Below are 25,600 nucleotides of genomic sequence, written 5' to 3' on the forward strand. Positions count from 1 at the left end.
CGAGGGCTCGACACAGCGCCGCAGGTGTCGCGCAGCGCGGTGACAAAACGGGGCGATTGGTTTGCATCCGCGCGGTCTCGAACTATGCTCACAGATAGGTCGAGTCTTCGGACTGCGGTGGTCTGTGCCACCCTCCGACCGGGCGTATGAGCGCTACGCCTGAGGTCGGCTGCACCTCAACTAGGGGGAGCTCGGAACGGATGCGGTGCATCGGTTCCGAGTTGAGGTGTCAGCCGGCCGAGCGCTCGGTGTTCAGCCCGCGAAGGGCACGACCGGAAGGCCGCGCACCCCGGGCTGGGCGACGAAGACCGATCCCGCCGCCGGGTCCTCCCCCTCGGAGAGACCCTGCCGCGAGGTCGTGATGTAGAGCGTGCCGAGATCCTCGCCCCCGAACGTGCAGGCCGTCACCCGGTCGGCGTCCACGTCGATCACGTCGACGGGCTCGCCGCTGGGTGAATAGGCGCGCACTGCCCGTCCCATCCAGAACGCGACCCAGACGCTGCCGTCGGCTGCGACCGTGAGGCCGTCGGGCGAGCCGTGCTCGTCGGGGATGCTCACGAAGGGGCGTCGGTTGGTGAGTTCGCCGTCGACGTGGTCGAACACGTCGACGCGCTGCGTCGTGGTGTCGACGTAGTAGCAGAGCGATCCGTCGGGCGAGAAGGCGATGCCGTTGGAGATGGTCGCACTCGAAAGCACCTCGGTCACCGAGAGGTCGGTGTCGATGCGGTAGAGGCGCCCCGCGCCGGGCTGCTCGGTGTACGACATCGAACCCGCGTAGAGACGGCCGAAGGGGTCGGTGCCCCCGTCGTTCATTCGCACGGATGCGTCGCTCCAGAGCTCGCGACGCTCGGTGGGCTCGCCGTGCGGGTCGGTGCTCAGGGCGATGCCGCGCTCGGTCGCGACGATGTATCCGCCGCCGACCCGGGGGCGCACGAACCCGGCGATGGGGCTGCCCACCGAGAGGCGTCGCACGCCCTCGTCGGTGAGGGTGACCAGTTCACCCGCACTGAGGTCGACGATGCGCAGGCCGCCCCAGGTGGGCGAGTAGACCGGTCCCTCGCCGTGTTGGGCGATGGGTCCCGTGAGGTTCTCGGCGCGGGCGCTCAGGAGAGCAGCTTCTTGCAGAGCTGGTCCGTGGAGTGCACGGAGCCGATCGCGTCGCGCGCCTCGGCCGGCGAGCCGTAGCCCCACTCGACCAGGATCGTGGGAACGCCGTGTGCCGCGGCACCGAGGGCGTCGTAGTGACGATCGCCCACCATGACCGAGCGCGAGATGTCGACGCCCGCATCCTGCAGGCGTCGCAGGGCCTCGCCGACCACATCGGCCTTGGCGCTGCGCACCTCGTCTTCTGAGGCGCCGGTGATGGTCGTGAAGTACTGCGCGAGGCCGAAGTGCTCGAGCAGGCGGGTGGCCACGCTCTCGGGCTTGCTCGTGGCGAGGGCCAGCGGGATGCCGGCGCGGTGCAGTCGCTCGATCAGGCCAGCCATGCCGGGGAAGACCGCGGTGCGCAGGGCCTCGCCGCTGTAGAAGCCGCGGTAGACGGCGAGTGCGTCGCGGGCATCGGACTCGGAGAGACCGGCGCGAACGGCGAAGCTCTCGAGCATCGGCGGGCCGACGTAGCCGAGCAGGTCGGCGGGGGAGGGAACGGGCAGCCCGAGCGCGACGAAGGTGCGCTCGAGGGCATCCGTGATGCTGGGGGCGGAGTCGATGATCGTGCCATCGAGGTCGAACAGAACGGCCGTCCAGGTGCGGGTGGTCGTCGAGGCTACTGCGGAGGTTGCTGTGGAGGTGCTCATCACCGGGCCATCCTAAGTGAGGATTTCTGTACGGATCGTGGATGCCTCTCGAAGAGGGGGTAAGGCGTGAGAGCGCTCTCACCCCCTCTTCGGAGTATCAGTGAAGCACGATCCTGATGGTCCCGTCCAGCCTCGAGACGTTGCCCGCCTCGTCGGTCGCCCGGAACACGACGACCCGCAGACCGCGCTGCAGAGTGACCGGTCCGGTGTACGTCGACCAGGCGTTCGGATTGGTGAGGAGGTCGCGCACGAGGGCGTACTGGATGGTGCGAACGCCGGATCCGGCATCCGTTCCCGTGAGGGTGAGCGTGCCGCCGGAGCCGCCCGCCTTCACCTTGGGTGCGACGGTGTCGACCTTGCCGCCCCACGTGATGGTCTCGGACACGTTGCCCGAGTCATCGATGGCGCGCGCCTTCACCGTGTGGCTGCCGTCTTTCAGCGTGATCGGTCCGGTGACGGGTTTCCAGGCGCCGCCATCGACGCTCGCCTCGAAATGCGGTCCGGGGGTGAAGTCGTCGCTGCCGACGACCGTCAGCGTGACGGGTGTGCGATACCAGCCGTTCGCGCCGTCGGGCGACTCCGGGCTCGGAGCGATGCTCACCGTGGGCGCCTGCACGTCGGCCGGCGGGTAGCTGGCCAGCTGACTGGTGGCGTACGAGCCGATGACCGGAGCGCCGGCGTCATTGATCACGTGCGAGATTCCGCCCGAGCCGCTCAGGAAGACCGTGGTCATCGAGGCGAACGTCACATTCTTCGACTTCGGCGCTTGGATGGCGCTTTCCAGCAGCACGGGCACTCCCTGGTTGAAGTAGGAGTAGATGCCGAGACCCACTGCGTGGTGGCTGGTGACCGTATCGGCGACGCGGTACGAGGCGTAGCCGTTGCGGCCGCCGTCCGTCCACGATCCCTGGTCGGGCACCTCGTAGGGGATCTCGCTCTGGTAGAACGTCGTGGAGCCGCCGTTTCCGTTCCAGAGCACCTGGTTCTTCTGGTAGTGCTCCACGAACAGTCCCGTCGCCGTGACGTCGTCGCCGTTCACCACGAGTCCGTGGTCGCCACGGCTTCCGGTCCACGTTCCGCTGCCGTCGAGGCCGTGATCGGCGCGCCAGGCCCAGATGTGATCGAGCAGCACGTTGTCGCTGTTCACCTCGATGCTCGTGGTGGCGTTGCCCGCCCACGGTCCGCCGACGCGGATGAAGACGTCGGAGAGCGTCGTCGGATCGGCCGCGACGCTGTGCGCGGCGTTCGTCGGCCCGACCTTGACGAGCACGGAGGAGTTCGTCACTCCCGCGTCGACGGTGATGCCCGCGATCTTGACGCCGGAGACGTCACCGACCTCGATGGCCGCCGTGCCGTTGTCGGGCGTGAGGCTGGCCAGGCCGATGCCGAGCACGACGGTGTCGGCCCGGTTCACCTTGAGGGAGTCGGCGAGGTGGTACACGCCGGGCGTCAGCAGCAGGTTCTTGCCGCTCGCGAGCGCCGCGTTGATGGTCGCCGCCGAGTCGCCCTCGTGGGCGATGTAGAAGTCGCCGATGCCGATGGAGTCGCCGTGGGCCGCATCCGTCGACCAGTCGGGGCCGCTCGAAGCGGTGCGGGCCTTCGGCACGAAGACCTTGTAGGCGTCGCCGTCGAGGTAGAGGTACGGAGCCGGACGGCTCAGCGAGGTCGTCGGAAGAGCCGTCACGATGCCGGTGCCACCGTTGGGCAGCGGCTGCGCGAAGTTCTGCGCGGGAGCGCCCTGCGTTCCGGAGAACACCATGTTCCAGGCACCGCCGTCGAAGCCGCCGATGCTGGAGTCCCGGGTGTACCACTGCTGCTGGGAGCCGGCCTGCAGGGTTCCGTCGACCTTGCTGTCGGAGAGGTAGCCGCCGCTGGAGTAGCCGCCGAAGTGCGGGAAGATCGACAGGTTGCCCTCGACGTGCACGCGGCGCAGGGGAGCGGCCTGTGAGACCGCCCAGCGCAGCTGGTGCGGGTCGGCACCGCCCTCGGGGAAGAGCGCCGGCGGGTAGCAGGCTCCCGGGATGCCGGTGTCGTCGGCGACCGGGCGCTGGATGGGGTTGATGGCGATGTTGCTGAGGGAGCGCCAGAAGTTGGTCAGTGCGGTGTCGCCCTCGCCGCCGTCCCACGGGCAGCGGTCGGCGGGAGCGCGGCCCTCCGAATGGATGGCGCCGTTGATCGTGACGTCGTCGGGCGTCGCACCGAGACCGGCGACGCTCGTGTAGTAACCGATCTGGCCGTTGACGATGTCGGTCGCGTTGGCGGGGTCGTTCTGCCCGGCCGCGCTGCCGTAGCTGCCCGGCTTGAAGAAGAAGGCGTGCCGGTTCAGGCTGAACTCGCTCTCGTGCGAGGCGGCCAGGAAGGCGGCGTTGATGTCGTCGGTCGACCATGACGGATCGAAGACCGTGACGTTGGGTCCGAAATCGGGCGAGGCCGCATCGGCGCTCGCCGGTACGGTCAGCACGATCGAGCTCGCGACGACGGCCGCGATTGCGGCCGCCGCTCCGAGCAGTGCGCGTTCTCGTTTCACAGCGGTGTTCTCCCTTGAACAGAAACTGGCGGAGGTGGTGCCTGCGATCTGCCCCGGCGGGGCATGCCCCATGCTAGCGAGAACACTTACTGACAAGTAAGTGACTTTGAGAAATTCTCGCCCTCCAATTCTGCCTCTGAACCATCTGCTCGGCGTTGATCCGTTTCTGGCGGATCAACGGCGACGAAATGGTTCAGAGGCGAAGACGGGAGGGAGGGGAGAGGCGAAGGGGGCTCGCCGTCAGAAGAGGCGGTCGAGGGCGTCGTCGAGCCCGCGCATGGCGTCGTAGTCCAGAACGACGCAACGGATGCCGCGGTCCTCCGCCAGGGTGCGCGCCTGCGGCTTGATCTCCTGCGCGGCGAAGACGCCGGCGACGGGAGCAAGGTGCGGGTCGCGGTTCATGAGTTCGAGGTAGCGGGTGAGCTGCTCGACGCCGTCGATGTCGCCGCGGCGCTTCAGTTCGATCGCGACCGAGCGGCCCTCGGCATCCGTCGCGAGGATGTCGACAGGGCCGATCGCGGTCATGTACTCGCGCCGCACGAGGCGGTGCCCGTCGCCGAGCAGGTGGATCTGCTCTGCGAGCAGCTTCTGCAGGTGGGCCTCGACGCCGTCCTTCTGCAGGCCGGGGTCGACGCCGAGCTCGTGCGCCGAATCGTGGAGCACCTCGTGGATCGAGACGATGAGCAGGTCGTTCGTCTTGGCCTGCGCGACCGTCCAGACCTGCGTGACCCCGATGGCGCGCTGCTCATCGGTCGGCTCACCGACCGTGAGAGTGCACGGCGGGCTCATCCAGTTGAGCGGCTTGTAGCTGCCGCCGTCGGAGTGCACGAGCAGGCTGCCGTCGGCCTTGAGCATGAGCAGGCGGGTGGCCAGCGGCAGGTGTGCGGAGAGCCGGCCGGCGTAGTCGACGGAGCAGTTCGCAATGACCAGGCGCATTCGACGATTCTAGGTCGAGCGAGAGACGCGGCGGGTGCGGCGGTCACCGGGGGAGGGACGGCGAGCGAACCCCCGGCCGTCGGCTCAGACTTTGGCGGGCTTGGCGGGCTTCGCGGGCTTGGCGAGCCGTCCGCTCTGCTCGCGGGCGGCGGGTGCGGCCAGGCCGGCGAGCACCATGAGGCCGAGGATGACGAGCAGCGCGTTGAGGATGCCGTAGTGCTGGCCGACGAACCCGAGCAGGGGCGGCCCCACGAGGAAGGCGCAGTAACCGATGATCGCCACCGCGCTCACCCGGGCCGCAGCGCGCTTGGGGTCGTCGGCGGCTGCCGACATGCCGACGGGGAACCCGAGCGAGCAGCCGAGGGCCCAGAGCACGGTGCCGAGGATGTACATCCACGGGGCGGTGCCGAAGATGAACAGCAGCAGGCCGACCACTCCGATCGCGGCGCAGGCGCGCAGTACCGGAACCCGGCCGAACCGGTCGAGCACGGGGCCGCCGAGCACGCGCGACGCGGTCATGGCCGCCGTGAAGACGCCGAAGACCACCGCCCCGAACGTGTTCGCACCGCCGTGGCCGTCGACCACCGCGAGGGTGATCCAGTCGTTTGCGCCACCCTCGGCGAACGACATCCCGAGCATGATGACGCCGATGAAGAGCAGTCGCACGTCGCCCCACGCCGAGAGGTTCTCGCGCAGTCGTTCCCGCCACGGCACCTTCGGTGCGGCCGGCGCGTCGTCCTCCGCCTCGGCGTCGACGGGAACGTAGCGCACGGAGACGACGATGGCGATGGCGATGATGACCGCGATGGCCACGAAGTGCCAGACCACCGGGATGCCGGCCCACGACGCGAGCGCCCCGAGCCCCGCACCGCCGAGCGTACCGAAGCTGAAGAACGCATGCATCAGCGGCATCAGGGTCTTGCCGTTGGCCCGCTCGGCGAGAGCGCCCTCGACGTTCATCATGACGTCGACCGACCCGTTGCCGAACCCGAACAGCGCCATCCCGAGGAAGAGCATGACGGGGAGGGCGAACACGGTGCTGCCGAGCCCGATCACCACGAGCCCGACGCACACCACGTACAGTGCGATCACCATTCCGCGGCGGGCGCCGAAGCGCGCCAGGATCCACGGGGCCACGACGAGGCCGACGATGGAGCCGACCGACATGCCGAAGATGACGATGCCGATGGCGTCGAGGGTGAGGTGGGTGTCGTCGCGCACCGCGGGAATGCGAGCGACCCAGCTCGCGAGCGAGAGACCGCTGAGAAAGAAGACCGCGAACACGGCATTGCGCCAGGCCACGAGTTCACGGCGGCTGCGCTGGGCGGGGGATGCGGTCATCTGTGACATTGTCCTGCTTTTACGATCTCGAATCGATTCGATCGAATCGATTCGACTAAAGTAGTGCCGAACCCGTCGGCGGTCAAGCCGGCGCGGCAGGCATCGAGGAGGAATCGGATGCACGGCGACACCGTTTCACGACCGACGCTGGCGGATGTCGCGGCTCGGGCGGGCGTGTCGGCGTCCACCGCATCCCTCGCCTTCAGTGGCACGGGACCGGTCTCCGACGCCACGCGTGAGCGGGTGCTCGCCGCTGCGCGCGAACTCAACTACGGCGGGCCCGATCCGCGAGCCCGCTCCCTTCGCCGCGGGCGCAGCGGCATCGTCGGGGTGGTCATCGACGACCGGGTGAGCGAGGCCTTTCGCGATCCCGTGAACATCGCCATGCTCGACGGCGTCGCCGAGGCCATCGGCGAGATCGAGGCGGGACTGCTGCTGCTCACGGGCGTCAGCGGCGCCGACACGCCCGTGAGCCTCGAGACGGCTCCGCTGGATGCCGTGGTGCTGTTCGGCTGCAGCCCGCGGCTGGAAGAGGCGGTCGCGATGCTGGCCCGTCGCGGCATCCCGGCCGTCGTCATCGAGGGAGACGCCGGACAGGACGTGCCCGAGGTGGCCCTCGACAACCGTGAGGCGACCCGGCTCGGCGCCCAGCACCTGCGCGACCTCGGCCACGAGCGGGTGGCCATCGTGACCCTGCCCCTCGACCCCTCCCGTGCACGCGGTGCCCTCACGCCCGCGCGGGCCGCGGCATCCACCGTCTCGACGGCGACAGAGCGGCTGCTCGGAGCGCGCGACGTGTACCCGGATGCCCCCGGGGTGGTCGCGGCCGGCAGTTACGTCGATGAAGGCATCATCGCCGGGCGGGCACTGCTCGCCGACCCCGCCTCGCGCCCGACGGCCGTGATCGCGCAGAGCGACCTGCTCGCGGCCGGCGTCATCCGCGCCGCCGAGGAGCTCGGCCTGCGCGTCCCCGACGACGTGAGTGTGGTCGGGTTCGACGGCATCACGGTCGAGGGCCTGGACTACGACCTGACCACGCTCAGCCAGCCCTCGCAGGCCAAGGGCAAGGCGGCGGGCGACGCCGTCGTGCGCATGCTCGCGGGCGAGCATCCGGAATCGGTCACGTTCACGAGCACCTTCCACCGCGGCGATACGACCGGGCCGCCGCCTGCCGCGCGCTGAGCCCTCCGCCCCCTCGCCGCTGAACCATCTCGCCGCCGCTGATCCGCCCCTGGCGGCTCAATCCCGACGAAATGGTTCAAAGCGGCGCAGAGTCTGGGCAGGATGAGGGGATGATGCTCGACGAGCTGTACCGCGACCTTCACGCCAACCCCGAGCTCTCGTTCGCCGAGCACCGCACGGCGGCGATCGTCGCCGAGCGGATGCGGGATGCCGGGCTCGAGGTGCAGACCGGCATCGCGGGCACGGGCGTCGTGGCCGTGCTGGTCAACGGCGAGGGGCCGTGCGTTCTGCTGCGGGCCGACATGGATGCGCTGCCCGTGCTCGAGAACACCGGCCTGCCGTACGCCTCGCAGGCGCGCGGCGTCGATCCCGACGGCCTCGACGTTCCCGTGATGCACGCCTGCGGCCACGACATGCACACGACCTGCCTGGTGGGAGCCGTCGAGCAGCTCGCGCGCGAGCAGTCCGAGTGGAGCGGCACGCTCGTCGCCGTCTTCCAGCCGGCAGAGGAACGCGAGGGCGGCGCGCAGGCGATGATCGCCGACGGCCTGTTCGACCGCATCCACCGGCCCGATGTTGTGCTCGGCCAGCACCTGAACCCGCTGCCCGCCGGAACGCTCGGCGTGCATCCGGGCGCCTTCATGGCTGCCGTCGACACCCTGCACGTGACCCTGTTCGGCCGCGGCGGGCACGGGTCGCGGCCGCAGAAGACGATCGACCCGGTACTCATGGCGGCGGCGGTGGTGATGCGGCTGCAGGGGGTGGTCGCCAGGGAGGTGGCCCCGCTCGACACCGCGGTGGTCACCGTGGGCAGCCTGCATGCCGGCACCAAGAACAACATCATCCCCGGTGAGGCCCGGCTGGGTCTCTCGCTGCGCAGCTTCAGCCCGGTCGTTCGCGACCGGATGGCCGCGGCCGTGCGGCGCATCATCCGGGCCGAGTCGGATGCCTCCGGAGCGACCCGCGAGCCCGAGTTCCGCACGGCCGAGACCTATCCGGTGACCGTGAACGACGCGGACGCGTCGGCCCGCGTGGTGCGGGCGCTGCGCGGCGTGGTCGCCTCCGACCGCGTGATCGATCCAGGAGTGCTCATGGGGAGCGAGGACGTCGGCATTCTCGCCGCGGCCGTCGGAGCGCCGCTGGTCTACTGGCTGCTCGGCTGCGTTGACCCCGATCAGTACCACGCGGCGGAGGCCGCCGGCCGCCTCGACGAGGACATCCCCTCGAACCACTCGGATGCGTTCGCGCCCGTCATCGAGCCGACCCTCTCCATCGGGGTGCAGGCACTGCGGGCGGCAGCCCTGGAGTGGCTGGCACGCTGAGGCGTGGCGCGTGGGTGCGCTCTGGAGCGGCCCGTATGAGGCGTCGATGAGCGGTGGATGAGCGGTCGATCAGCGGGTGGCGCCGACGACGATCCAGCGCTCGCCGCGTGCCCTCAGGCCGAGCGTGAGAGCGCGAGCCGCGAGATAGCCGAGCGCGAAGGCCGCGCTCAGCCATGCCAGTCCAGCCGCACCCGCCGGCGCGCAGGCGGCGACGGCGATCGCGAGCGGAACGAACGCGGCAAGGTTGAGCAGCCCGGTGAGTGCCAGGTAGCGCGCATCTCCGGCGCCGATGAGCACGCCGTCGAGCACGAAGACGTATCCGGCGAGCGGCACGGAGAGGCCGAGCAACACGATGGCCGGTGGAAGCACCGCCGTCACCGCGGCGGAACCGGTGAAGACCGCGGGAAGCACCCACGCGAGCGCGATCGTGAGCACGCCGAGTACCGCGCCGCCTCCGACTCCCCACGCCAGGCAGCGGGAGAGCACCGCCCGCACGAAGCCCACGTCGCCGGAGCCGAGGCCGCGGCCGACGAGAGCCTGTGCGGCGATCGCGAGCGCGTCCAGGGCGAAGGCGAGGGTCGAGTAGAGGGTCATCACGATCTGGAAGCCCGCGAGCTCCGCGGTTCCGAGGCCGGTCGCCACGAGCACGGCGATCACGATGGCCGCGCGCAGGCTCGCCGTGCGCAGCAGCAGCCAGCCGCCCGACGCGAGCCCGCCCATCACGCCCGCGTGATGCGGTCGGATGCGGGCTCCCGCCCGCGCGGCATGGCGGGCGATGACGCCGAGATAGGCGAGCACCATGAGCCATTGGGCGATCACGGTTCCGATCGCGGACCCGGCGATACCGAGTCCCGCAAGGTAGATGAGGGCGAAGTTCAGCCCGGCGTTCAGGACGAATCCGACCACGGCGACCACGAGCGGCGTGCGGGTGTCCTGCAGGCCGCGCAACAGGCCTGCGGCGGCGAACACGAGAAGCATCGCCGGCAACCCGAGCATGGAGAGGCGCAGGTAGAGGGAGGCGGCATCCGTCACCTCGGGAGCCGCACCGAAGGCGGCAGCCAGGGCCGGGGCCGAGAACCAGCCCAGCAGGGCCAGCGCGATGCCGAGCCCGAGCGCGATCCAGAGGCCGTCGATGCCCACCTCGACAGCTCCTCGAGGGTCGCCGGCTCCGAGCCGCCGGGCGACCGCGGGCGTGGTGGCGTAGGCGAGGAAGACCATGAGCCCGATGATCGTCTGCAGGGCGGTGCTCGCGATGCCGAGAGCGGCGAGCGGAACCGCGCCCAGGTGGCCGACCATGGCGGCGTCGGCCAGCAGGAAGAGGGGCTCCGCGATGAGCGCGCCGAGTGCGGGCAACGCCAGGCGCAGGATCTCGCGGTCGACGGAGCGGGGCACCCGCCCAGCGTACGAGGCCCGGCTCCCGCTCTGTCCTCTCCGTCCCCCTCGCACCCCGAAAGCGAGGCGATCCTGCTGCCCGACCGAAAAGCGAGGCGATCGTGAAGACGCGCCGTGCCGGATGCGCGGAACCGCGGCGTGGCGGCCGAAATCGCCTCGCTTTTCGGTCTGACGGAGAACCCGATTTTGAACATTCACAAAATACTGAAACGGGCGTAGCGTGAGCGCCATGAACACCATCATCCAGACGCGCGGCCTGCAGAAGCACTTCGGCCGCGTGTGCGCCCTCGACGGACTCGACCTCAGCGTCGCCGCCGGCGAGGTGCACGGCTTCCTCGGCCCCAACGGTGCCGGGAAGTCCACGACCATCCGCGTGCTGCTCGGCCTGATCAAGGCCACCGGCGGCGAGGTGAGCCTGTTCGGCCGCGACCCGTGGAAGGATGCCGTGGCGCTGCACGAGCGCATCGCCTACGTGCCCGGCGACGTGAACCTGTGGCCCAACCTCAGCGGCGGCGAGGCCATCGACCTCATCGCCCGACTGCGCGGAGGCTCCGGAGCCACGGCGACCCGCGACTACACGCAGCGACGTGCCCACCTCGTCGACGTCTTCCAGTTCGACCCGACCAAGAAGGGCCGTACCTATTCGAAGGGCAACCGCCAGAAGGTCGCCCTCATCGCGGCGCTCGCCACGCCGGCCGACCTCTACATCCTCGACGAGCCGACGTCGGGCCTCGACCCCCTGATGGAGGCGGTGTTCCGCAGCGAGGTCACGTCGGTGCTCGCCGACGGGGCCACCGTTCTGCTCTCCAGCCACATCCTCGGCGAGGTCGAGCACCTCTGCGATCGCGTGAGCATCATCCGGGCGGGCAAGACGGTCGAGTCCGGAACGCTCGCCGAACTGCGCCACCTCACCCGCACCGAGATCTCGTTCTCGTCTGCCGGCATCGATCCGGCCGCCCTGTCTGCCCTTCCCGGTGCCCACGACCTCGCCGTCGACGGTGCGCGCGTGCGCTTCACCACCGACGCGGATGCCGTGACCGGCCTGCTTCCGCGCCTCGCCGCGCTGAACGTCGGCGGCCTCACGATCACTCCGCCGAGCCTGGAGGAGCTCTTCATGCGGCACTACCACGATGAGGTCCCCGCCGAGCCGGTGGCCGAGGCATCCCGATGAGCACCCTCTGGCCGCTGCTGCGGCAGCGTCTGCTCCGCGACCGCTGGCAGTTGCTCAGCTGGGCGCTCGGCATCGCGGTGCTCTCGCTCGTGGGCCACAGCGCGGTCGCGGCCCAGTACGGAACCGAGAAGGATCGCGCCGAGGTGATCCGGCTGCTCATCCAGACACCGAGCGTGCTCGTGCTGCGCGGCACCCCGCAGGGCACGCAGACCGACGCCTTCCAGTTCATGCTGCTCTACGGCTTCACCGCCATCCTGGTGGCGCTCATGGCCACCTTCCTCGCAGTGCGCCACTCACGCGGAGACGAGGAGGCCGGACGGGCGGAGCTCGTCGAGTCCACTCCCGCCGGACGCCTTCTGCCGCTCGTGGCGACGAGCATCGAGGGCATCCTCGCCACGGCCGTGCTCAGCGTTCTCTACGCCACGGGGTTCGCACTCTACGGCGCGCGTGCCGAAGGGGTGCTGCTGGCCGGCCTCGCGATGGCGACGAACGGAGTCGTGTTCCTGGGCATCGGCCTGCTGTGCGCCCAGCTGATGCGCACCTCTCGCGGCGCGAACGCGCTCGCGGCGACCATCGCCGGTGCGGCCTACCTCGTGCGGGGCGTCGCCGACGCCCGGGGCACCGTGAACGAGGACGGGCTCTCCATGACGCCGAGCGGACTCATGTGGGCCAGCCCCTCGGGCTGGGGCGCACTGACCCTGCCGTTCTCACGGCCGAACTGGTCGCCGCTGCTCGTCGCCCTCATCGTGGGCGTCGCACTCTTCGCGGTCGTGTTCGCGCTGCGCTCGCAACGCGACCTCGACGCGAGCCTCGTGCCCGAGCGCCGCGGCCGCCTCACGGCTCCGGCGACGCTCGCCGGCCCGATCGGCCTCACGGTGCGCCAGTTGCGCAACGCCGTCATCGGCTGGGCGATCGCCGCCGGCCTGCTCGGGCTCTTCGTCGGCGGACTCGCGCAGGTTCTCACCGAGGGGGTCGGCGGCGACCTGCAGGAGAACCTCGGCCATACCGTGGGCAGCCTCGCGGGCCCGAACGCCCAGGGCACGTTCGCCGACGTATTCATCGTCGCCATGTTCGCCATCATGGGAGCGCTGGCCGCAGTGGCCGGGGTGCAGACGATCGTCCGCGCGCGTCAGGATGAGGCTTCCGGCACGGTCGAGACCGTGCTCTCCGCCCCGGTCTCGCGCGTGCACTGGTTCGGCGGCTACCTGCTGTTGGCCCTCGTGAGCGCCGTCACCGTGCTCGCCGCCGGGATGGCGGGCACCTTCATCGGCGCTGCCGCATCCGGAGCGTCCTCCGAGCGCTTCCGCACCATTGCCGAGGCGGCGCTCGCGCAACTGCCGGCGGCTCTGCTGCTCGCCGCCATCGTGGCGGTCGTTTTCGCCCTGCTGCCACGCTGGACGATCGCGCTCGGCTGGGCGATCGTTCTCGTCGCCATCTTCATCGGCCAGTTCGGCGGCCTCTTCGGATTGCCCGACTGGGTGCGCGACGCATCCCCCTTCAGCCATACGCCCCTCGTGACGGCGGATGACGCCGATTGGGGGGCGGCCTGGGTCATGCTCGCGCTCGGCGTTCTCGCGGCGGCGGCATCGGTGGCGCTCGTGCGCCGGCGTGACCTGGCACTGGGAGGATGAACGGGTGGCACGCGACGAGAAGGCGATCGCCGACTACGTGGAGCAGTCGGCTGCGGCCCTGACGGCGGCCGGCTTTCCTCGCATGCCCGCGCGCGTGCTCATGGCCCTGATGGTCTCGGACTCCGACGGCCTGACGGCGCCGGAGCTGGCCGACTACCTCGGCGTCAGCGCGGCCGCCATCTCGGGCGCGGTCCGCTACCTCCAGACGGTGCGGATGGTGCACCGGGTCTCGCAGCAGGGCTCGAGGCTGGATCGCTACGACCTGCCCGCCCACGCCTGGTACGCGGCCACCCTCGGCCACAATCCGACGTACGACACGATCCTCGCGCTCGCCAAGGCGGCGCGGCCCGCGTTCGGGAATGAGGATGCGACGGGAGCCCAGCGGGTTCAGGAGATGGCGGAGTTCTTCACCTTCGTGGAACGCCGACTGCCTCAACTCCTCGAGGAGTGGTACGCGCAGCGGCCGGCTCGGCCCTGAGGTCGCGCCGCGGGCGATCAGCGTGTCGGCATGATCCACGTGGGCGGCGGGTGTGAATGATCGGCGCCACGAGAGCCCGCAGGTCACCCGCGCGTTCAGCATGCCGGCACCCATAGGCTGATGCAATGACCGAACCCCTCGCATCCGGCATCGCCCTCGACGAACTCGACCCCGCCGTCCGCCCCCAGGACGACCTCTTCCGGCACGTGAACGGCAAGTGGATCCAGCGCACCGAGATCCCCGCCGACAAGGCGCGCTACGGGTCGTTCTACCTGCTGCACGAGGAGGCCGAGAAGGCCGTGCACGACATCATCCTCGAGGCCGCCGACGGCACCACCGGGCCGGCCGAGGATGCGGTGGAGGCGCGCAAGGTGGGCGACCTGTTCGCGAGCTTCATGGACGAGGAGCGCATCGAGGCGCTGGGCGTCGAGCCCATCGCGGAGCAGCTCGCGCTCGCCGCATCCGTGCGCGCCGTGCCCGACCTGTTGAGCGCGCTCGGCGCGCTCGAGAAGCACGGCGTGAGCGGCTTCGCGCAGCTGTTCGTCGACAACGACCCGGGCGATCCCGAGCGCTACCTCGTCTTCCTCGAACAGGGCGGCATCGGTCTGCCCGATGAGAGCTACTTCCGCGACGAGAAGTTCGCAGCCATCCGTGAGAGCTACCGCGCCCACCTCGAGCGGATGCTCGCACTCGCCGGCCTGGACGACGCGGCCGAGCGCGCGGAGCGCATCTTCGCCCTCGAGACGGCCATCGCCGGTCACCACTGGGACAACGTGGCATCGCGTGACAGCGAGAAGACCTACAACCTGCGGTCGTGGTCCGACGTCGTCGATAGCGTGCGGCAGGCCGGCGGAGCCGACCTCGACATCTGGCTCGACGCGATGGGAGCTCCGGCCGGCGCCTTCTCCGAGCTCGTCGTGCGCCAGCCCGAGTTCCTCGGCGGCCTCGGCGAACTGCTCACCGAGGAGCATCTCGATGGCTGGCGCGACTGGCTCGCCTGGCAGGTCATCCGCTCGAACGCCGCGTACCTCTCCACCGCCTTCGTCGAGGCGAACTTCGACTTCTACGGCCGCACCCTCACCGGCGCTCCCGAGATGCGGGCCCGCTGGAAGCGCGGCGTCTCGCTCGTCGAGGGAGCCATGGGCGAGGCGGTCGGGCGCATCTACGTCGAGCGGTTCTTCCCGCCGGCATCCAAGCAGGCCATGGACGTGCTCGTCGCAAACCTCATCGAGGCGTACCGGCAGTCGATCTCGCAGCTGCCGTGGATGGGCGAGCAGACGCGCGAGCGTGCACTGGAGAAGCTCGAGAAGTTCACCCCGAAGATCGGCTTCCCCGCGAAGTGGCGGGACTACTCCTCGCTCCAGGTGAGCGCGGATGACCTCGTCGGCAACGTCCGGGCAACGAGCGAGTTCGAGTTCAACCGCGAACTCGGCAAGATCGGCAAGCCGCTCGACCGCGACGAATGGTTCATGACGCCGCAGACCATCAACGCGTACTACAACCCCGGCTTCAACGAGATCGTGTTCCCCGCCGCCATCCTGCAGTACCCCTTCTTCAGCCCCGACCGGGATGCCGCGGCCAACTACGGCGCCATCGGAGCGGTGATCGGGCACGAGATCGGTCACGGCTTCGATGACCAGGGATCCAAGTACGACGGCGACGGCCGCCTCACCGACTGGTGGACCGAGCAGGACCGCGCCGCGTTCGAGCAGCGCACGAGCTCGCTCATCGCCCAGTACGACGCCCTCGCGCCGGCGCAGGTGCCCGATCACCACGTGAACGGCGCCCTCACGATCGGCGAGAACATCGGCGACCTCGGCGGCCTCGCCATCGCCTGGAAGGCCTACCTCATCTCGCTCGAAGGAGCCGAACCGCCCGTCATCGACGGCCTCACCGGAGCACAGCGGTTCTTCCTCGCCTGGGCGCAGTCCTGGCAGTTGAAGGCCCGCGACGCCGAGGTCATCCGGCTGCTGGCCATCGATCCGCACTCACCGAACGAGTTCCGCTGCAACCAGATCGTGCGCAACATCGACGCCTTCTACGACGCCTTCGGCGTGGGCGAGGCGGATGCGCTGTGGCTGCCGGCGCAGGAACGCGTCGCCATCTGGTGAGTGCCGCCAGGCGCTCGGCTGGCGCGCAGATCGCTGTGCCCAGTTCGGGTTATGCTGCCCTGAGTCCATCGCCGCACGTGCCTTGAGAGAGAAGCCGTTGACCATCCCCGCGAGCCAGTCCGAACGGCGTGCCCGGCACACCTCGACTCGCGAAGGAAAGCACCTCGGAAGCGAGGGGAACGAGAACTTCTCCCGCGGATTCACGGCGCTCGGCTCGCTCGCCGTCAACGGAGTGCAGGTCTCGGCACGCGCGACCGACCTCGCCACGGGCCGCGTGCTGTTCTCGGTCGATGACCACGTGGTCATGCCCACGGCATCCATCGGCAAGGTGCTGCTGCTCGTCGAGGTGGCCGCGCGCCTCTCCGAGCCCGACTTCAACGGCTACGTCATCCTGGACCGGGCCTCGAGCGACTTCGTGGGCGACTCGGGCATCTGGCAGCACCTGCAGGCCCCGGCGCTGCCCATCGGCGACCTCGCCGCCCTCGTCGGGGCCACGAGCGACAACCTGGCCACCAACGTGCTCATCCGCACCGTTGGGCTCGAGGCGGTGCGCGCGCGCACCGAGCAGCTCGGGCTGAAGCACACGGCACTGCTCGACCTCGTTCGCGATCATCGCGGGCCGGATGATGCACCGCAGCTCTCGATCGGATCGGCCAACGAGCTGACGTGGCTGTTCGCGGCGCTCGCCCGCGGAGAGGTGGTCTCGCGGGAGGTCTCGCAGCGGGTCATCGGCTGGCTCTCGCTCAACGCCGACTTCTCGATGGTGGCGAGCGCTTTCGGCCTCGACCCGCTCGCGCACCGCTCGGTCGACCACGGCATCCTGCTGGTCAACAAGACCGGAACCGACGGCGGGGTGCGCGCCGAGGTGGGGGTGCTGCGCGGTCCGCGTGCGGCGGTGACCTATGCCGTCTCGATGTACTTCGCCGACACCAACCTCACCGCCCGGTTGGCGGTTCTCGACGGCATGCGCCAGATCGGGCTCGACCTGCTCGAGTACGTGCACTGAGCCTCAGGCGGTCGGCACCGGCCCCAGCCGGGTGTCGAGCCGACCGAGGATGCTCGCCAGCACGAGGAAGATCACGACGACGATGCCCGTGCCGAGCAGTGCAGCGGGATAGCCGATCACATCGGCCTGCATGAACGGGTACGGGTAGAAGCCCGAGATCGCGCCCGCTGCGAAGGTGTAGGCGATCCAGGCCAGCGGCGCCGCCATCGACCACACCACGGTGCGTCGGTCGGCCCGGGGTCGGGGGCCCACGACGAACCATCCCACGACGGCGAGCAGCGGGCCGCCCTGGTGCAGCAGGAAGTTCGAGACGATGCCCGCCTCGGTGAGGTCGCGCAGGCCCGACAGCACCGTGTTGTAGACGATGCCCGTCACGGCGATGCAGAGCACGGCGTCCAGGCGTGCCACGCGGAAGATCGGACCGTCCCTCCGCGGATCGAGCACGAGCAGGACAGACGTGACGGCGAGGAGGGTGTTCGAGAGGATCGTGAAGTAGCAGAACAGGTAGGCCAGGCGCGCGGCTACAGCGGCCGGGCCGCTCGCCACCGTGTCGGCGATGGCCGTCCACAGCTCCATGCCGATGCCGGCGAACGCCATGACCGCCACGAGGCCGTGCCAGAGCCGCGCGGCCCTCGTGCCGGTGAATGCATCGGTCCAACGGGCGCTTCCCGGCTGGGGGGAGACGATGGCGGGGCCGCTGAGATCGTCCTCGATCTCGGGTGATCGACCATCACGGGGACGGTAATCGCGGCGCGCGGTCATCTTCCGGTTCTACCATGCCGGCCGCACGGCCGGCCCCGTCGCTCCCGCGGCTCGGTTGCATGATTCAATGGCGCTGAGGAGGCGCGGTGGAGCACACAGAACGCAGCACGGCCGCCGGCGGGGGCGGGTTCGCCCGGGCGGTGCAGTCCGCGGTGTATCGCAAGGGCATCAGCGGCATCCTGCCCGCTGTTCCCGCAAGCGCCGACGCCCTCGAGCGCGCGGCGCGTGCCGCGATCAGCCGGGAGGCATTCGACTACCTTGCGGGCGGGGCTGGAACCGAGCGCACGATGGCCGCCAATCGTGCGGCCTTCGGCGACTGGCAGATCTGGCCGCGGGTGCTCGCCGACGTCGCCGAGCGCGACCTGAGCATCGAGCTGCTCGGCCGCCGACGCTCGACGCCGTTCCTGCTCGCGCCGCTCGGGGTCATGGAGCTCGCGCATCCGGAGGCCGACATCGCGGTCGGGCGGGCAGCCGCCGCCCTCGGCGTGCCGTACGTGCTGTCGAACCAGGCGTCCCGGTCGATGGAAGACGTGGCCGTGGCGATGGATGCGACGGGGCCGTCGCGCTCGCGCTGGTTCCAGCTGTACTGGAGCCGAAGCGACGAGCTCAACGCGAGCCTCGCGCGTCGGGCGGAGGACAGCGGCTGCGAGGCCATCGTGGTGACCCTCGACACCCACCTGCTGGGCTGGCGGGCGCGCGACATCGACCTCGCGTTCCTGCCGTTCGCCCGCGGCCAGGGCATCGCGCAGTACACGAGCGACCCCGTCTTCGCCGGCCTGGTGCGCGAACACGCGGCTCGTGCGGCCGACACCACCCTGCCCGCCGTCAAGGTGACGCCCAAGGCCATCGCCGCCGCCCTGCGCATGGCGCGGGCGAACAGCGGCACACGGGTCGTACCCGGGGGATGGGGGGCCGCCATCCGCTCGCCGCTTCCCCGTGCCGCGGTCGAGACCTTCCTCGAGGTCTTCGCCCAGCCGGCGCTCACCTGGGCCGATCTCGACAGGCTGCGCGAATGGACGAGCCTGCCCGTCGTGCTCAAAGGCGTGCTGCATCCCGACGACGCCGGACGGGCGATGGACGCCGGCGTCGATGGCGTCTGGGTCTCGAACCACGGCGGCCGCCAGGTCGATGACTCCGTTGCCGCACTCGAAGCGTTGCCCGGGGTGGTCGAGCGCGTCGGGGGCCGGGCTCCGGTGATCTTCGACAGCGGCATCCGCGGCGGGGCGGATGCCTTCATCGCGCTCGCGCTCGGAGCCAGCGCCGTGGCGATCGGCCGGCCCTACGCCTACGGGCTCGCAGCGGCGGGGGCGCGCGGCGTGAGCGAGGTGGTGCGCAACATCATCGCGGAGTTCGACATCACCCTCGGCCTCGCCGGCCTGAACCGCGTGGACGAGATCACGCGCGAGGCGCTTCGGCACCGCTGACCGTCCGCTCGTCCGCCGCGGTTCCCTCACGGACCGGCGGGCGGCTCGCCCTGGGCGGCGACGCGCACGTGCACCGTCCACCGGCCAGTGGCCGCGTCGTGCGTGGCGTTCTGAATGGTGAACGACGTGCCGCGCTCGATGAGGAATTCCACCTCGGCCGGCATGGATGCGAGAGGCGCGCCGGGCTCGGGCCGCACCGGGTTGGTCTGCGGCGCGGCGCCCGTCTCGCCGCCGAGATAGCGCCCTCGCGTGCCCTTGGGCACCTCGATGACCATGTCGACGGCCCCGCTCCAGTGACCGGCTTCGATCGAGGTGCTCTCATAGGCGTGCTGCGTGTAGGTCTGGCCGATCCGAGCGGCCAGCTGCGCTGGATCGGTCACCCCGAGGGCGCGGAATTCACTCAGCGAGGCGCGACGGTGCACCACGGTGTCGAAGGGAACCGCGCGCATCGACCGGTCGAGCACGCTCGCCGCGGCCGCTGCCGCATGCGGGTCGGTGACGAACTCCGCCGGTGCCTGCCCACGCAGGTCGCGGTTGAGATGCCCGGAGAGGTCGTCGCTGTAGAACCACAGCGCGTAGCGCTCCTGTTCGGTGAGGGGGCCGTGGGTCTGCTCCCAGGCGTGCCACTCGTCCGTCGTCCTCGGCTGGAACGCCGCATCCTGGCCCAGCGGGTTGAAGGGGCGCGCATAGGGCGGCTCGGCCGGGATCCATCCCGGCGTGGTGGGGTCGAACGCGGCGCCCATCGCACCGCCGACGACACGGTCAGGACCGAACATCGGCCCCGCGGGAGTCGTGATGCGCTCGCCGTCAGGACCCGCGACGATCTGGGCGTTGCGCACGTCGTAGGCGCCGTCCGTGCGGTTGGGACGGAACTGTTCGTCGGCGATGAGCGCCGGGTCTGCGAGGTTCGCGCGCGCCGGATCGAGCAGCCAGGTCTCGGGAGGCAGCGGCGCGGCGGCGGTCGGGGGATGCGGATCTGCCGCCGAGAGCGGGGCGTTGCCCTCCTGAACGCCCACCCGGGCGATGCCGCCCACATCGAGCGCCGACCCGTCCGTGCGCGAGAAACGGGCATCACGCAGGGCTCCGCCGGAGACGGAGTACAGGTTCGCGCCGTCGGCGTTGTGCCCGCCGACGTCGTCCTCGAGTCCGGCGAGGTGAGCGTCGACCTCGCCCGGCGTGAACATGCGCTCGTCGGCGGGCGCGCCAGATGGTGGCGGGGCAGGGACCGCGCTCGCCGCGGCCGGGGCCGGCGTCGGCGCAGCGGCGCTCCCGTGTGCGGCCGCGATGAAGATCGAGAGCAGCTCCGGCGGCAGGACCTCTCCGCCGCTCGGCGAGGCCGCCGGCGACGGGCCGGACCCCCTCGCTTCAGGCGTCTGCTCCGGGGCTTTCGCGTTCTCGGGCGCGGGCACCGCATCCGTTTCGGCGGAGGCGTGCGCCGGTGAGGAGAGTTCCCCGTAGGCGCCGCCGCCCGCTCCCAGCAGGGCGCCCGACTTGAGGTCGGAGCCGGTGGCGGCCGCGCCCGCGACACCCGCGGTGCCGCCCACGAACGCCTTTCCGACCGTGAGCGCGGCCTTGCCCTCTGCATAGGCATCGACCAGTCCGCCGCCCAGCGTGTTGATCGGCGACATCGCGAGCGCGCCGAGCGCCGCCGATCCCTTGTCGTTGCCCTCGATCGCCGCCTGCGTGACGCCGGTGGCCACGTTCACGCCGGCGTCGAGGGCCACCGCCTTGCCGACCGCGAATGCCTTGGCTGCGGCTCCGCTCGCCTTCGCCGCATCCGCGATCGAGGCGATGCGGGAGGTGCCCGCCGTGAGGGCGTTCGCACCGACTCCGAAGCCTGCACCGCCGCCGGCTCGCACACCGCTGACCACGTCGCGGCCGGTGACGGCCGACGAGACGCCGCCGGCGATCGCGCCGGTGGCGGTCGTGATGGAGGCGATGGTGCCGCCGGCCTTCAGAACGCCGGCGAGGCCGCCGCCTGCCTTGGCAGCAAACCCCGCCGCACCCACGCCGGCGATGAGTCCGAGCGACTCCTTGAGGATGGTGAGGGCGAGCACCCAGCGGCCGGCGCCTCCCATCAGCGTGGACTCCCACTGGCCGACCTTCTGCGCCCAGTGCCGTGCGAACCGGTCCATGATGAGCAGGTCGCCGCCGGCGAGCACGAGGGCACCGGCCGCCCCGCGCTGGCGCACCCGGGCCATGAAGGTGTTGCCGACGCTCACCATCCTGTCGATGTCCGACCGCGGGATGTCGTCGGCTCCCGTCGTGAACTTCACGAGGCCGTGCACGATGTTGTGCTTGCGATTGGTCGAGGTGCGCTCCTTCCACGCCGACTCGACGTCGTCGATGAAGCCGTTGACCGCGGCGGCGCCCGCCGTGAGCCCGGCGGCGACCTTGCCGCGCAGCTCCACGAGCTCCTGGGCCTGCAGCGGGAAGGCGAGGTCGCCGTAGTGGAGGTACCAGGTGCCGTTGCCCGATGGGTCGCGTTCGGCATCCTGCACCCGGGTGAGCATCTCGATGAGCTGGTCTGCCTCGGTGCCGGTCGTCGGCGAGAGTGCCTCGGAGAGCGCCTCGAGGCGCTGGGCCTTCTGCTTCTCGGCGCGGCGCACCCCCGCCGCCGATTCCAGGTAGGGCAGCTCGAGCTCGAGGATCGCCCGGTCGGCTCGGCTCGGTCCGGCGGCGAGGTAGGCGACCACGCGATCCAGCTCGGCGCGCACGGCGCCGGCCGGCAGCTTTGCGAGGTCCATGCTGTTGTCGAGGGAGTGCGGTCGCTCCGGCAGGGGTGTCGCGGGGCGCCCCTTGCGGGCCGGCTTCCCAGGCTTGGCCGTGGCGGCGGAGCCCGCCCGTGCGCGCTGTGCGGACTCGAGCTCGGCGAGCCGGTTCTCGCGCCGGACGACCTCAGGTGATGAGGACGTCTGCTGCGCGAGGTAGCGGCGGTGCTCGTCGATCGCATCCTGCAGCTGGGACCAGCTGAGGTCGCCCACATGCCCGCCGGGATCTTCGGGCTTCAGCACGAGTGCCCCCGGCGGCGCCGGGCTCTCGCGTTGCACCCGGGCCTGCGCGGAGACCGGCGTGGTGGCCGGCGCAGACACCGTCTGCACGGCCCGCGTGGTGGCGCGGTTTCCCGCGACGGCCTGGAGTTCCTCGACCGAGGTGACGCGCGGGTTCGGCCGTCGTCTCGGCGCCGCGCGACGGATGCCATCGGCGCGCGCGGCACTGGTCGCAGGCGCATCCGTTCGCGCCTCACGGGTGGGCATTACCGCACGGTACGTCGGGCGACGAGGTGGGCCGTGCCCGATCGGGCAGTCCGGCGTTCCTCGCGGGCGTCCCCATGGGGCATCGTCGGCCTCAGCCGAGTTGCTCAGCCGGCCTTGGCCCACATGGATGCGGTGCGATGGCGCCGCACGTAGGCATCCTCTTCGGCATAGGGGAACCAGGCATCGCCGCCGTAGCGCGAGAGCAGCATCGGGAACGCCTCGCGCCAGCCCAGCCCCCGCTCCTCGGCCTCCGCGACCGTCACGAGCGACCAGCGGATGTCGTCGGCGAGGCTGTCCTCGTAGCTCACCACCTGCCGGTAGCCGAGCTCGGCCTTCGCCTTGGCCATGCTCAGGTGGATGGGGTGCGGCACCGACCAGGGCGAGGCGCCGACCTCTTCGGACGTCGGCGGTCCGGCGAAGGTGAGGATGTCGGCGTCGTGCCCGAGCAGGCGGAACACGGTCTCGCCGATCTGGGCGGCGGTCAGGTTCTCCTCATCGACCGCATTCAGCACCCGCCGAGCCGGGCGATCGGCGCTGAGGGCGACGAGCTCGGCGATGTTGGCCGTGGCCGACGTGCTGAACCGGCTGAGGCCGTCGTAGGCGAGCAGTGCGAACGGCCGCCGGTCAAGGGCCCGCTTCACGAAGTACCACTCCCGCAGCATCCCGCCGCGGCGACCGTGGATGGCGCCGGGCCTCAGGATGCTGACCGGCAGGCCGCTCGCGAGCAGCCGCCGTTCCACCTCGGCCTTGAGCGGGCTGTAGGAATGCGCCGTACGCGAGCCGGAGCGGGGGCGGGGAACGATGCGCAGGTCTTCGGTGAGGGGGTCGGGGTAGTCGGGGTATTCCTCGAGGGCGACGGCCGTCTCGAGGTAGAGCTCGTCGCCGTTGGTGCCCGCGTAGACCGATCCGGTCGAGATGACCACGAGGGCACCCACCGCATCCCCGAGCGCGACGAGCTGGTCGGCGTGCTGCGGTGTGTAGGCGACGGTGTCGAGCACGAGGTCGTGTCCACGCGCGGCCTTCAGCAGCGCGGCGGTGTCGTCACGGTCCAGCAGCAGGTGGCGGGCTCCTTCGATCGCGGGAGCGTTCGCGTTCGTGTCCGACGAGCGGATGCCGCGGGAGGCGAGCGTGACCTCCCATCCGTCGCTGATCAGCCGGCGAGCGGCCGCCGACCCGATCTGGCCGGTTCCCCCGATGATGAATGCACGTCGTTGTTCCCCCATTCCTCAACGGTACGTCGAGGGTGCGAGCGCCGTGGTCACGATTCGCTCACGGCAGCGAAGGGGCGAGAAGCGGGCGCGGTCAGTCGATCAGTCCGGCGTCGGCGAGACGGCGCAGCACCTCACGGCCCGCCGGCGGGCAGTGATGCACCTCGGCGGTGCCCACCCAGTGCACGGCGTCCACCTCCGCCGACGGAGCAGGGTCGGCATCCGTTCTCACCGCGAAGACGTGCATGCGCACGAGGCGGCCCTCCGGCTCGCCGTGGGCCTGCGTGAGCACCTCGAAGAGCGGCTCCAGCTCGGCGGCGTCGACGGTGAGGGAGACCTCTTCGAACGCCTCCCGCGCGGCCGCCTCGGCCGGCGCCTCGCCGGGATCGATCTTGCCGCCGGGCATGTAGTAGACCTCACGCCCGCGGGCCGTCACCATGAGCACGCGGCGGTCTCGAATCAGCGCGATGGTCGCGGTGTGGATCTCGGGCAACGCCATGTCGCCAGCCTAGGCGCCGAGAGCTCCGCGGAAGCTCCGTAAGATTGGTACTCGACCGTTCGGGCATCTCGCCCACTCACCTGCCCCATTGGAGCCACCATGGCCGCACCCAGCCGTCTCGACGCCGTCATCGCCCTCGCCCGCCACCGCGGCTTCGTCTTCCAGGCGGGTGAGATCTACGGTGGATCCCGTTCGGCGTGGGACTACGGGCCCCTCGGCGTGGAGCTCAAGGAGAACATCAAGCGCCAGTGGTGGCGCACGATGGTGCAGAGCCGCGACGACGTGGTGGGCCTGGACTCGAGCGTCATCCTGCCTCGCCAGGTGTGGGAGGCATCCGGTCACGTCGAGGTCTTCACCGACCCGCTCGTGGAGTGCCAGCACTGCCACAAGCGCTTCCGGGCCGACCACCTCGAGGAGGAGTACGAGGAGAAGAAGGGCCGCGCGCCCGAGAACGGCCTCGACGACATCGCCTGCCCGAACTGCGGCAACCGCCACACCTGGACCGAGCCCCGCGCGTTCTCGGGCCTGCTGAAGACCTTCCTCGGGCCCGTCGACGACGAGTCGGGGCTGCAGTACCTGCGGCCCGAGACGGCCCAGGGCATCTTCGTGAACTTCGCCAACGTGCTGCAGGCGGCGCGGATGAAGCCGCCGTTCGGCATCGGCCAGATCGGCAAGTCGTTCCGCAACGAGATCACCCCCGGAAACTTCATTTTCCGCACGCGCGAGTTCGAGCAGATGGAGATGGAGTACTTCGTCGAGCCCGGTACCGACGAGCAGTGGCACCAGTACTGGATCGACCTGCGGTTCAACTGGTACGTGGGCCTCGGCATCGATCCCGAGAACCTGCGGCTGTTCGAGCACCCCAAGGAGAAGCTCTCGCACTACTCCAAGCGCACGGTCGACATCGAGTACCGCTTCGGCTTCCAGGGCGGCGAGTTCGGCGAGCTCGAGGGCGTGGCGAACCGCACCGACTTCGACCTCTCGACGCACTCCGCGGCATCCGGCAAGGACCTCTCGTACTTCGACCAGACGAAGAACGAGCGCTGGACGCCCTATGTGATCGAGCCTGCGGCCGGCCTCACCCGCTCGCTGATGGCCTTCCTCGTGGATGCCTACCACGAAGAGGAGGTGCCCAACGCGAAGGGCGGCGTCGACACCCGCACGGTGCTCAAGCTCGACCCGCGCCTGGCGCCGGTGAAGGTGGCCGTGCTTCCGCTCTCGCGCAACGAGGCCCTCTCGCCGATCGCTCGCGAGGTGGCCGCATCCCTCCGTGAGTCGTGGAACGTCGACTTCGACGACGCCGGCGCGATCGGACGCCGCTACCGCCGGCAGGACGAGATCGGCACGCCGTTCTGCGTGACGGTCGACTTCGACTCGCTCGAGGACCGCGCCGTCACCGTGCGCGACCGTGACACGATGCAGCAGGAGCGCGTGGGCCTCGACGTGCTGTACGGCTACCTCGCGGAGCGTCTGCGCGGCGCCTGAGCGCCCGGCGCGCCCTGCTCCGGCGCCCGCTTCGCTGACGCTGTTGCGCCACTTCCCCGGCCGTTGCGCCAG

The 25,600-nt window shown here is 70.5% G+C and carries 19 protein-coding genes; 9 read left to right on the forward strand and 10 right to left on the reverse strand.

Annotated features, from left to right (window positions below):
- Window positions 1-252: 252 nt before the first annotated feature.
- The 5 genes from WDJ51_RS10860 to WDJ51_RS10880 all read right to left on the reverse strand — a co-directional run bounded on the left by WDJ51_RS10860 (window position 253) and on the right by WDJ51_RS10880 (window position 6,600).
- Complete coding sequence (locus tag WDJ51_RS10860; RefSeq protein ID WP_337852478.1) at window positions 253-1,191, reverse strand: SMP-30/gluconolactonase/LRE family protein; 939 nt, start codon at window positions 1,189-1,191, stop codon at window positions 253-255.
- Entirely contained in the window at window positions 1,104-1,796 is a 693-nt protein-coding gene (locus WDJ51_RS10865; protein ID WP_337852479.1) for an HAD hydrolase-like protein, read from the reverse strand. Before WDJ51_RS10865 ends, WDJ51_RS10860 begins: the two co-directional genes overlap by 88 nt.
- A 97-nt stretch (window positions 1,797-1,893) precedes the next feature.
- Window positions 1,894-4,323: an OmpL47-type beta-barrel domain-containing protein gene (locus tag WDJ51_RS10870; protein ID WP_337852480.1), complete on the reverse strand. Its 2,430-nt coding sequence runs from the start codon at window positions 4,321-4,323 to the stop codon at window positions 1,894-1,896.
- Between the two features lie 240 nt (window positions 4,324-4,563).
- Complete coding sequence (gene nucS, locus WDJ51_RS10875) at window positions 4,564-5,259, reverse strand: endonuclease NucS (RefSeq protein WP_337852481.1); 696 nt, start codon at window positions 5,257-5,259, stop codon at window positions 4,564-4,566.
- An 84-nt stretch (window positions 5,260-5,343) separates the two neighbouring features.
- Window positions 5,344-6,600: an MFS transporter gene (locus WDJ51_RS10880; protein WP_337852482.1), complete on the reverse strand. Its 1,257-nt coding sequence runs from the start codon at window positions 6,598-6,600 to the stop codon at window positions 5,344-5,346.
- Window positions 6,601-6,717: 117 nt separating this feature from the next.
- Between WDJ51_RS10880 and WDJ51_RS10885 the strand changes: the two genes are divergently transcribed.
- Together WDJ51_RS10885 and WDJ51_RS10890 are read left to right on the forward strand one after the other, a co-directional pair.
- A complete protein-coding gene (locus WDJ51_RS10885; protein WP_337852483.1) occupies window positions 6,718-7,782 on the forward strand; it encodes a LacI family DNA-binding transcriptional regulator in 1,065 nt (354 codons plus the stop codon).
- A 110-nt stretch (window positions 7,783-7,892) separates the two neighbouring features.
- Entirely contained in the window at window positions 7,893-9,104 is a 1,212-nt protein-coding gene (locus WDJ51_RS10890) for an amidohydrolase (RefSeq protein ID WP_337852484.1), read from the forward strand.
- A gap of 69 nt (window positions 9,105-9,173) precedes the next feature.
- Here WDJ51_RS10890 and WDJ51_RS10895 read toward each other — a convergent pair whose 3' ends face one another.
- The gene (locus WDJ51_RS10895; protein ID WP_337852485.1) at window positions 9,174-10,496 is read right to left on the reverse strand and encodes an MATE family efflux transporter; all 1,323 of its coding nucleotides are present in this window, start codon (window positions 10,494-10,496) and stop codon (window positions 9,174-9,176) included.
- 229 nt (window positions 10,497-10,725) lie between these two features.
- Between WDJ51_RS10895 and WDJ51_RS10900 the strand changes: the two genes are divergently transcribed.
- From WDJ51_RS10900 to WDJ51_RS10920, 5 genes are all read left to right on the forward strand, one after another.
- Window positions 10,726-11,667 (forward strand): ABC transporter ATP-binding protein, encoded by a 942-nt coding sequence (locus WDJ51_RS10900; RefSeq protein ID WP_337852486.1) that lies wholly within the window; start codon window positions 10,726-10,728, stop codon window positions 11,665-11,667.
- Window positions 11,664-13,298: an ABC transporter permease gene (locus tag WDJ51_RS10905; protein ID WP_337852487.1), complete on the forward strand. Its 1,635-nt coding sequence runs from the start codon at window positions 11,664-11,666 to the stop codon at window positions 13,296-13,298. The genes WDJ51_RS10900 and WDJ51_RS10905 overlap by 4 nt, the downstream gene beginning before the upstream one ends.
- 4 nt (window positions 13,299-13,302) lie before the next feature.
- On the forward strand, window positions 13,303-13,776 hold the full coding sequence (locus WDJ51_RS10910) for a GbsR/MarR family transcriptional regulator (RefSeq protein WP_337852488.1): 474 nt from the start codon (window positions 13,303-13,305) through the stop codon (window positions 13,774-13,776).
- 125 nt (window positions 13,777-13,901) lie between these two features.
- Window positions 13,902-15,887 (forward strand): M13 family metallopeptidase, encoded by a 1,986-nt coding sequence (locus WDJ51_RS10915; RefSeq protein WP_337852489.1) that lies wholly within the window; start codon window positions 13,902-13,904, stop codon window positions 15,885-15,887.
- A 97-nt stretch (window positions 15,888-15,984) separates the two neighbouring features.
- Window positions 15,985-16,893, forward strand: coding sequence for a serine hydrolase (locus tag WDJ51_RS10920; RefSeq protein ID WP_337852490.1), 909 nt, complete (start codon window positions 15,985-15,987; stop codon window positions 16,891-16,893).
- A 3-nt stretch (window positions 16,894-16,896) separates the two neighbouring features.
- On the opposite strand, the gene WDJ51_RS10925 is transcribed toward WDJ51_RS10920, so the two are convergent.
- The gene (locus tag WDJ51_RS10925) at window positions 16,897-17,655 is read right to left on the reverse strand and encodes a Pr6Pr family membrane protein (RefSeq protein WP_337852491.1); all 759 of its coding nucleotides are present in this window, start codon (window positions 17,653-17,655) and stop codon (window positions 16,897-16,899) included.
- 86 nt (window positions 17,656-17,741) lie between these two features.
- Here WDJ51_RS10925 and WDJ51_RS10930 point away from each other — a divergent pair, with 86 nt between their 5' ends.
- Window positions 17,742-19,079, forward strand: coding sequence for an alpha-hydroxy-acid oxidizing protein (locus WDJ51_RS10930; RefSeq protein ID WP_337852492.1), 1,338 nt, complete (start codon window positions 17,742-17,744; stop codon window positions 19,077-19,079).
- A 26-nt stretch (window positions 19,080-19,105) separates the two neighbouring features.
- On the opposite strand, the gene WDJ51_RS10935 is transcribed toward WDJ51_RS10930, so the two are convergent.
- The 3 genes from WDJ51_RS10935 to WDJ51_RS10945 all read right to left on the reverse strand — a co-directional run bounded on the left by WDJ51_RS10935 (window position 19,106) and on the right by WDJ51_RS10945 (window position 24,043).
- Window positions 19,106-22,336 carry an ADP-ribosyltransferase gene (locus WDJ51_RS10935; RefSeq protein ID WP_337852493.1) on the reverse strand — a complete coding sequence of 1,077 codons (3,231 nt, stop codon included), beginning with the start codon at window positions 22,334-22,336 and terminating at the stop codon, window positions 19,106-19,108.
- Window positions 22,337-22,440: 104 nt separating this feature from the next.
- Window positions 22,441-23,559 carry an NAD-dependent epimerase/dehydratase family protein gene (locus tag WDJ51_RS10940; RefSeq protein WP_337852494.1) on the reverse strand — a complete coding sequence of 373 codons (1,119 nt, stop codon included), beginning with the start codon at window positions 23,557-23,559 and terminating at the stop codon, window positions 22,441-22,443.
- Between the two features lie 79 nt (window positions 23,560-23,638).
- Window positions 23,639-24,043 (reverse strand): NUDIX hydrolase, encoded by a 405-nt coding sequence (locus WDJ51_RS10945; RefSeq protein WP_337852495.1) that lies wholly within the window; start codon window positions 24,041-24,043, stop codon window positions 23,639-23,641.
- Window positions 24,044-24,142: 99 nt separating this feature from the next.
- Between WDJ51_RS10945 and WDJ51_RS10950 the strand changes: the two genes are divergently transcribed.
- Window positions 24,143-25,528, forward strand: coding sequence for a glycine--tRNA ligase (locus WDJ51_RS10950; protein WP_337852496.1), 1,386 nt, complete (start codon window positions 24,143-24,145; stop codon window positions 25,526-25,528).
- Window positions 25,529-25,600 lie beyond the last annotated feature (72 nt).

Source organism: Rathayibacter sp. YIM 133350, assembly GCF_037404875.1.
Classification (GTDB): domain Bacteria; phylum Actinomycetota; class Actinomycetes; order Actinomycetales; family Microbacteriaceae; genus Orlajensenia.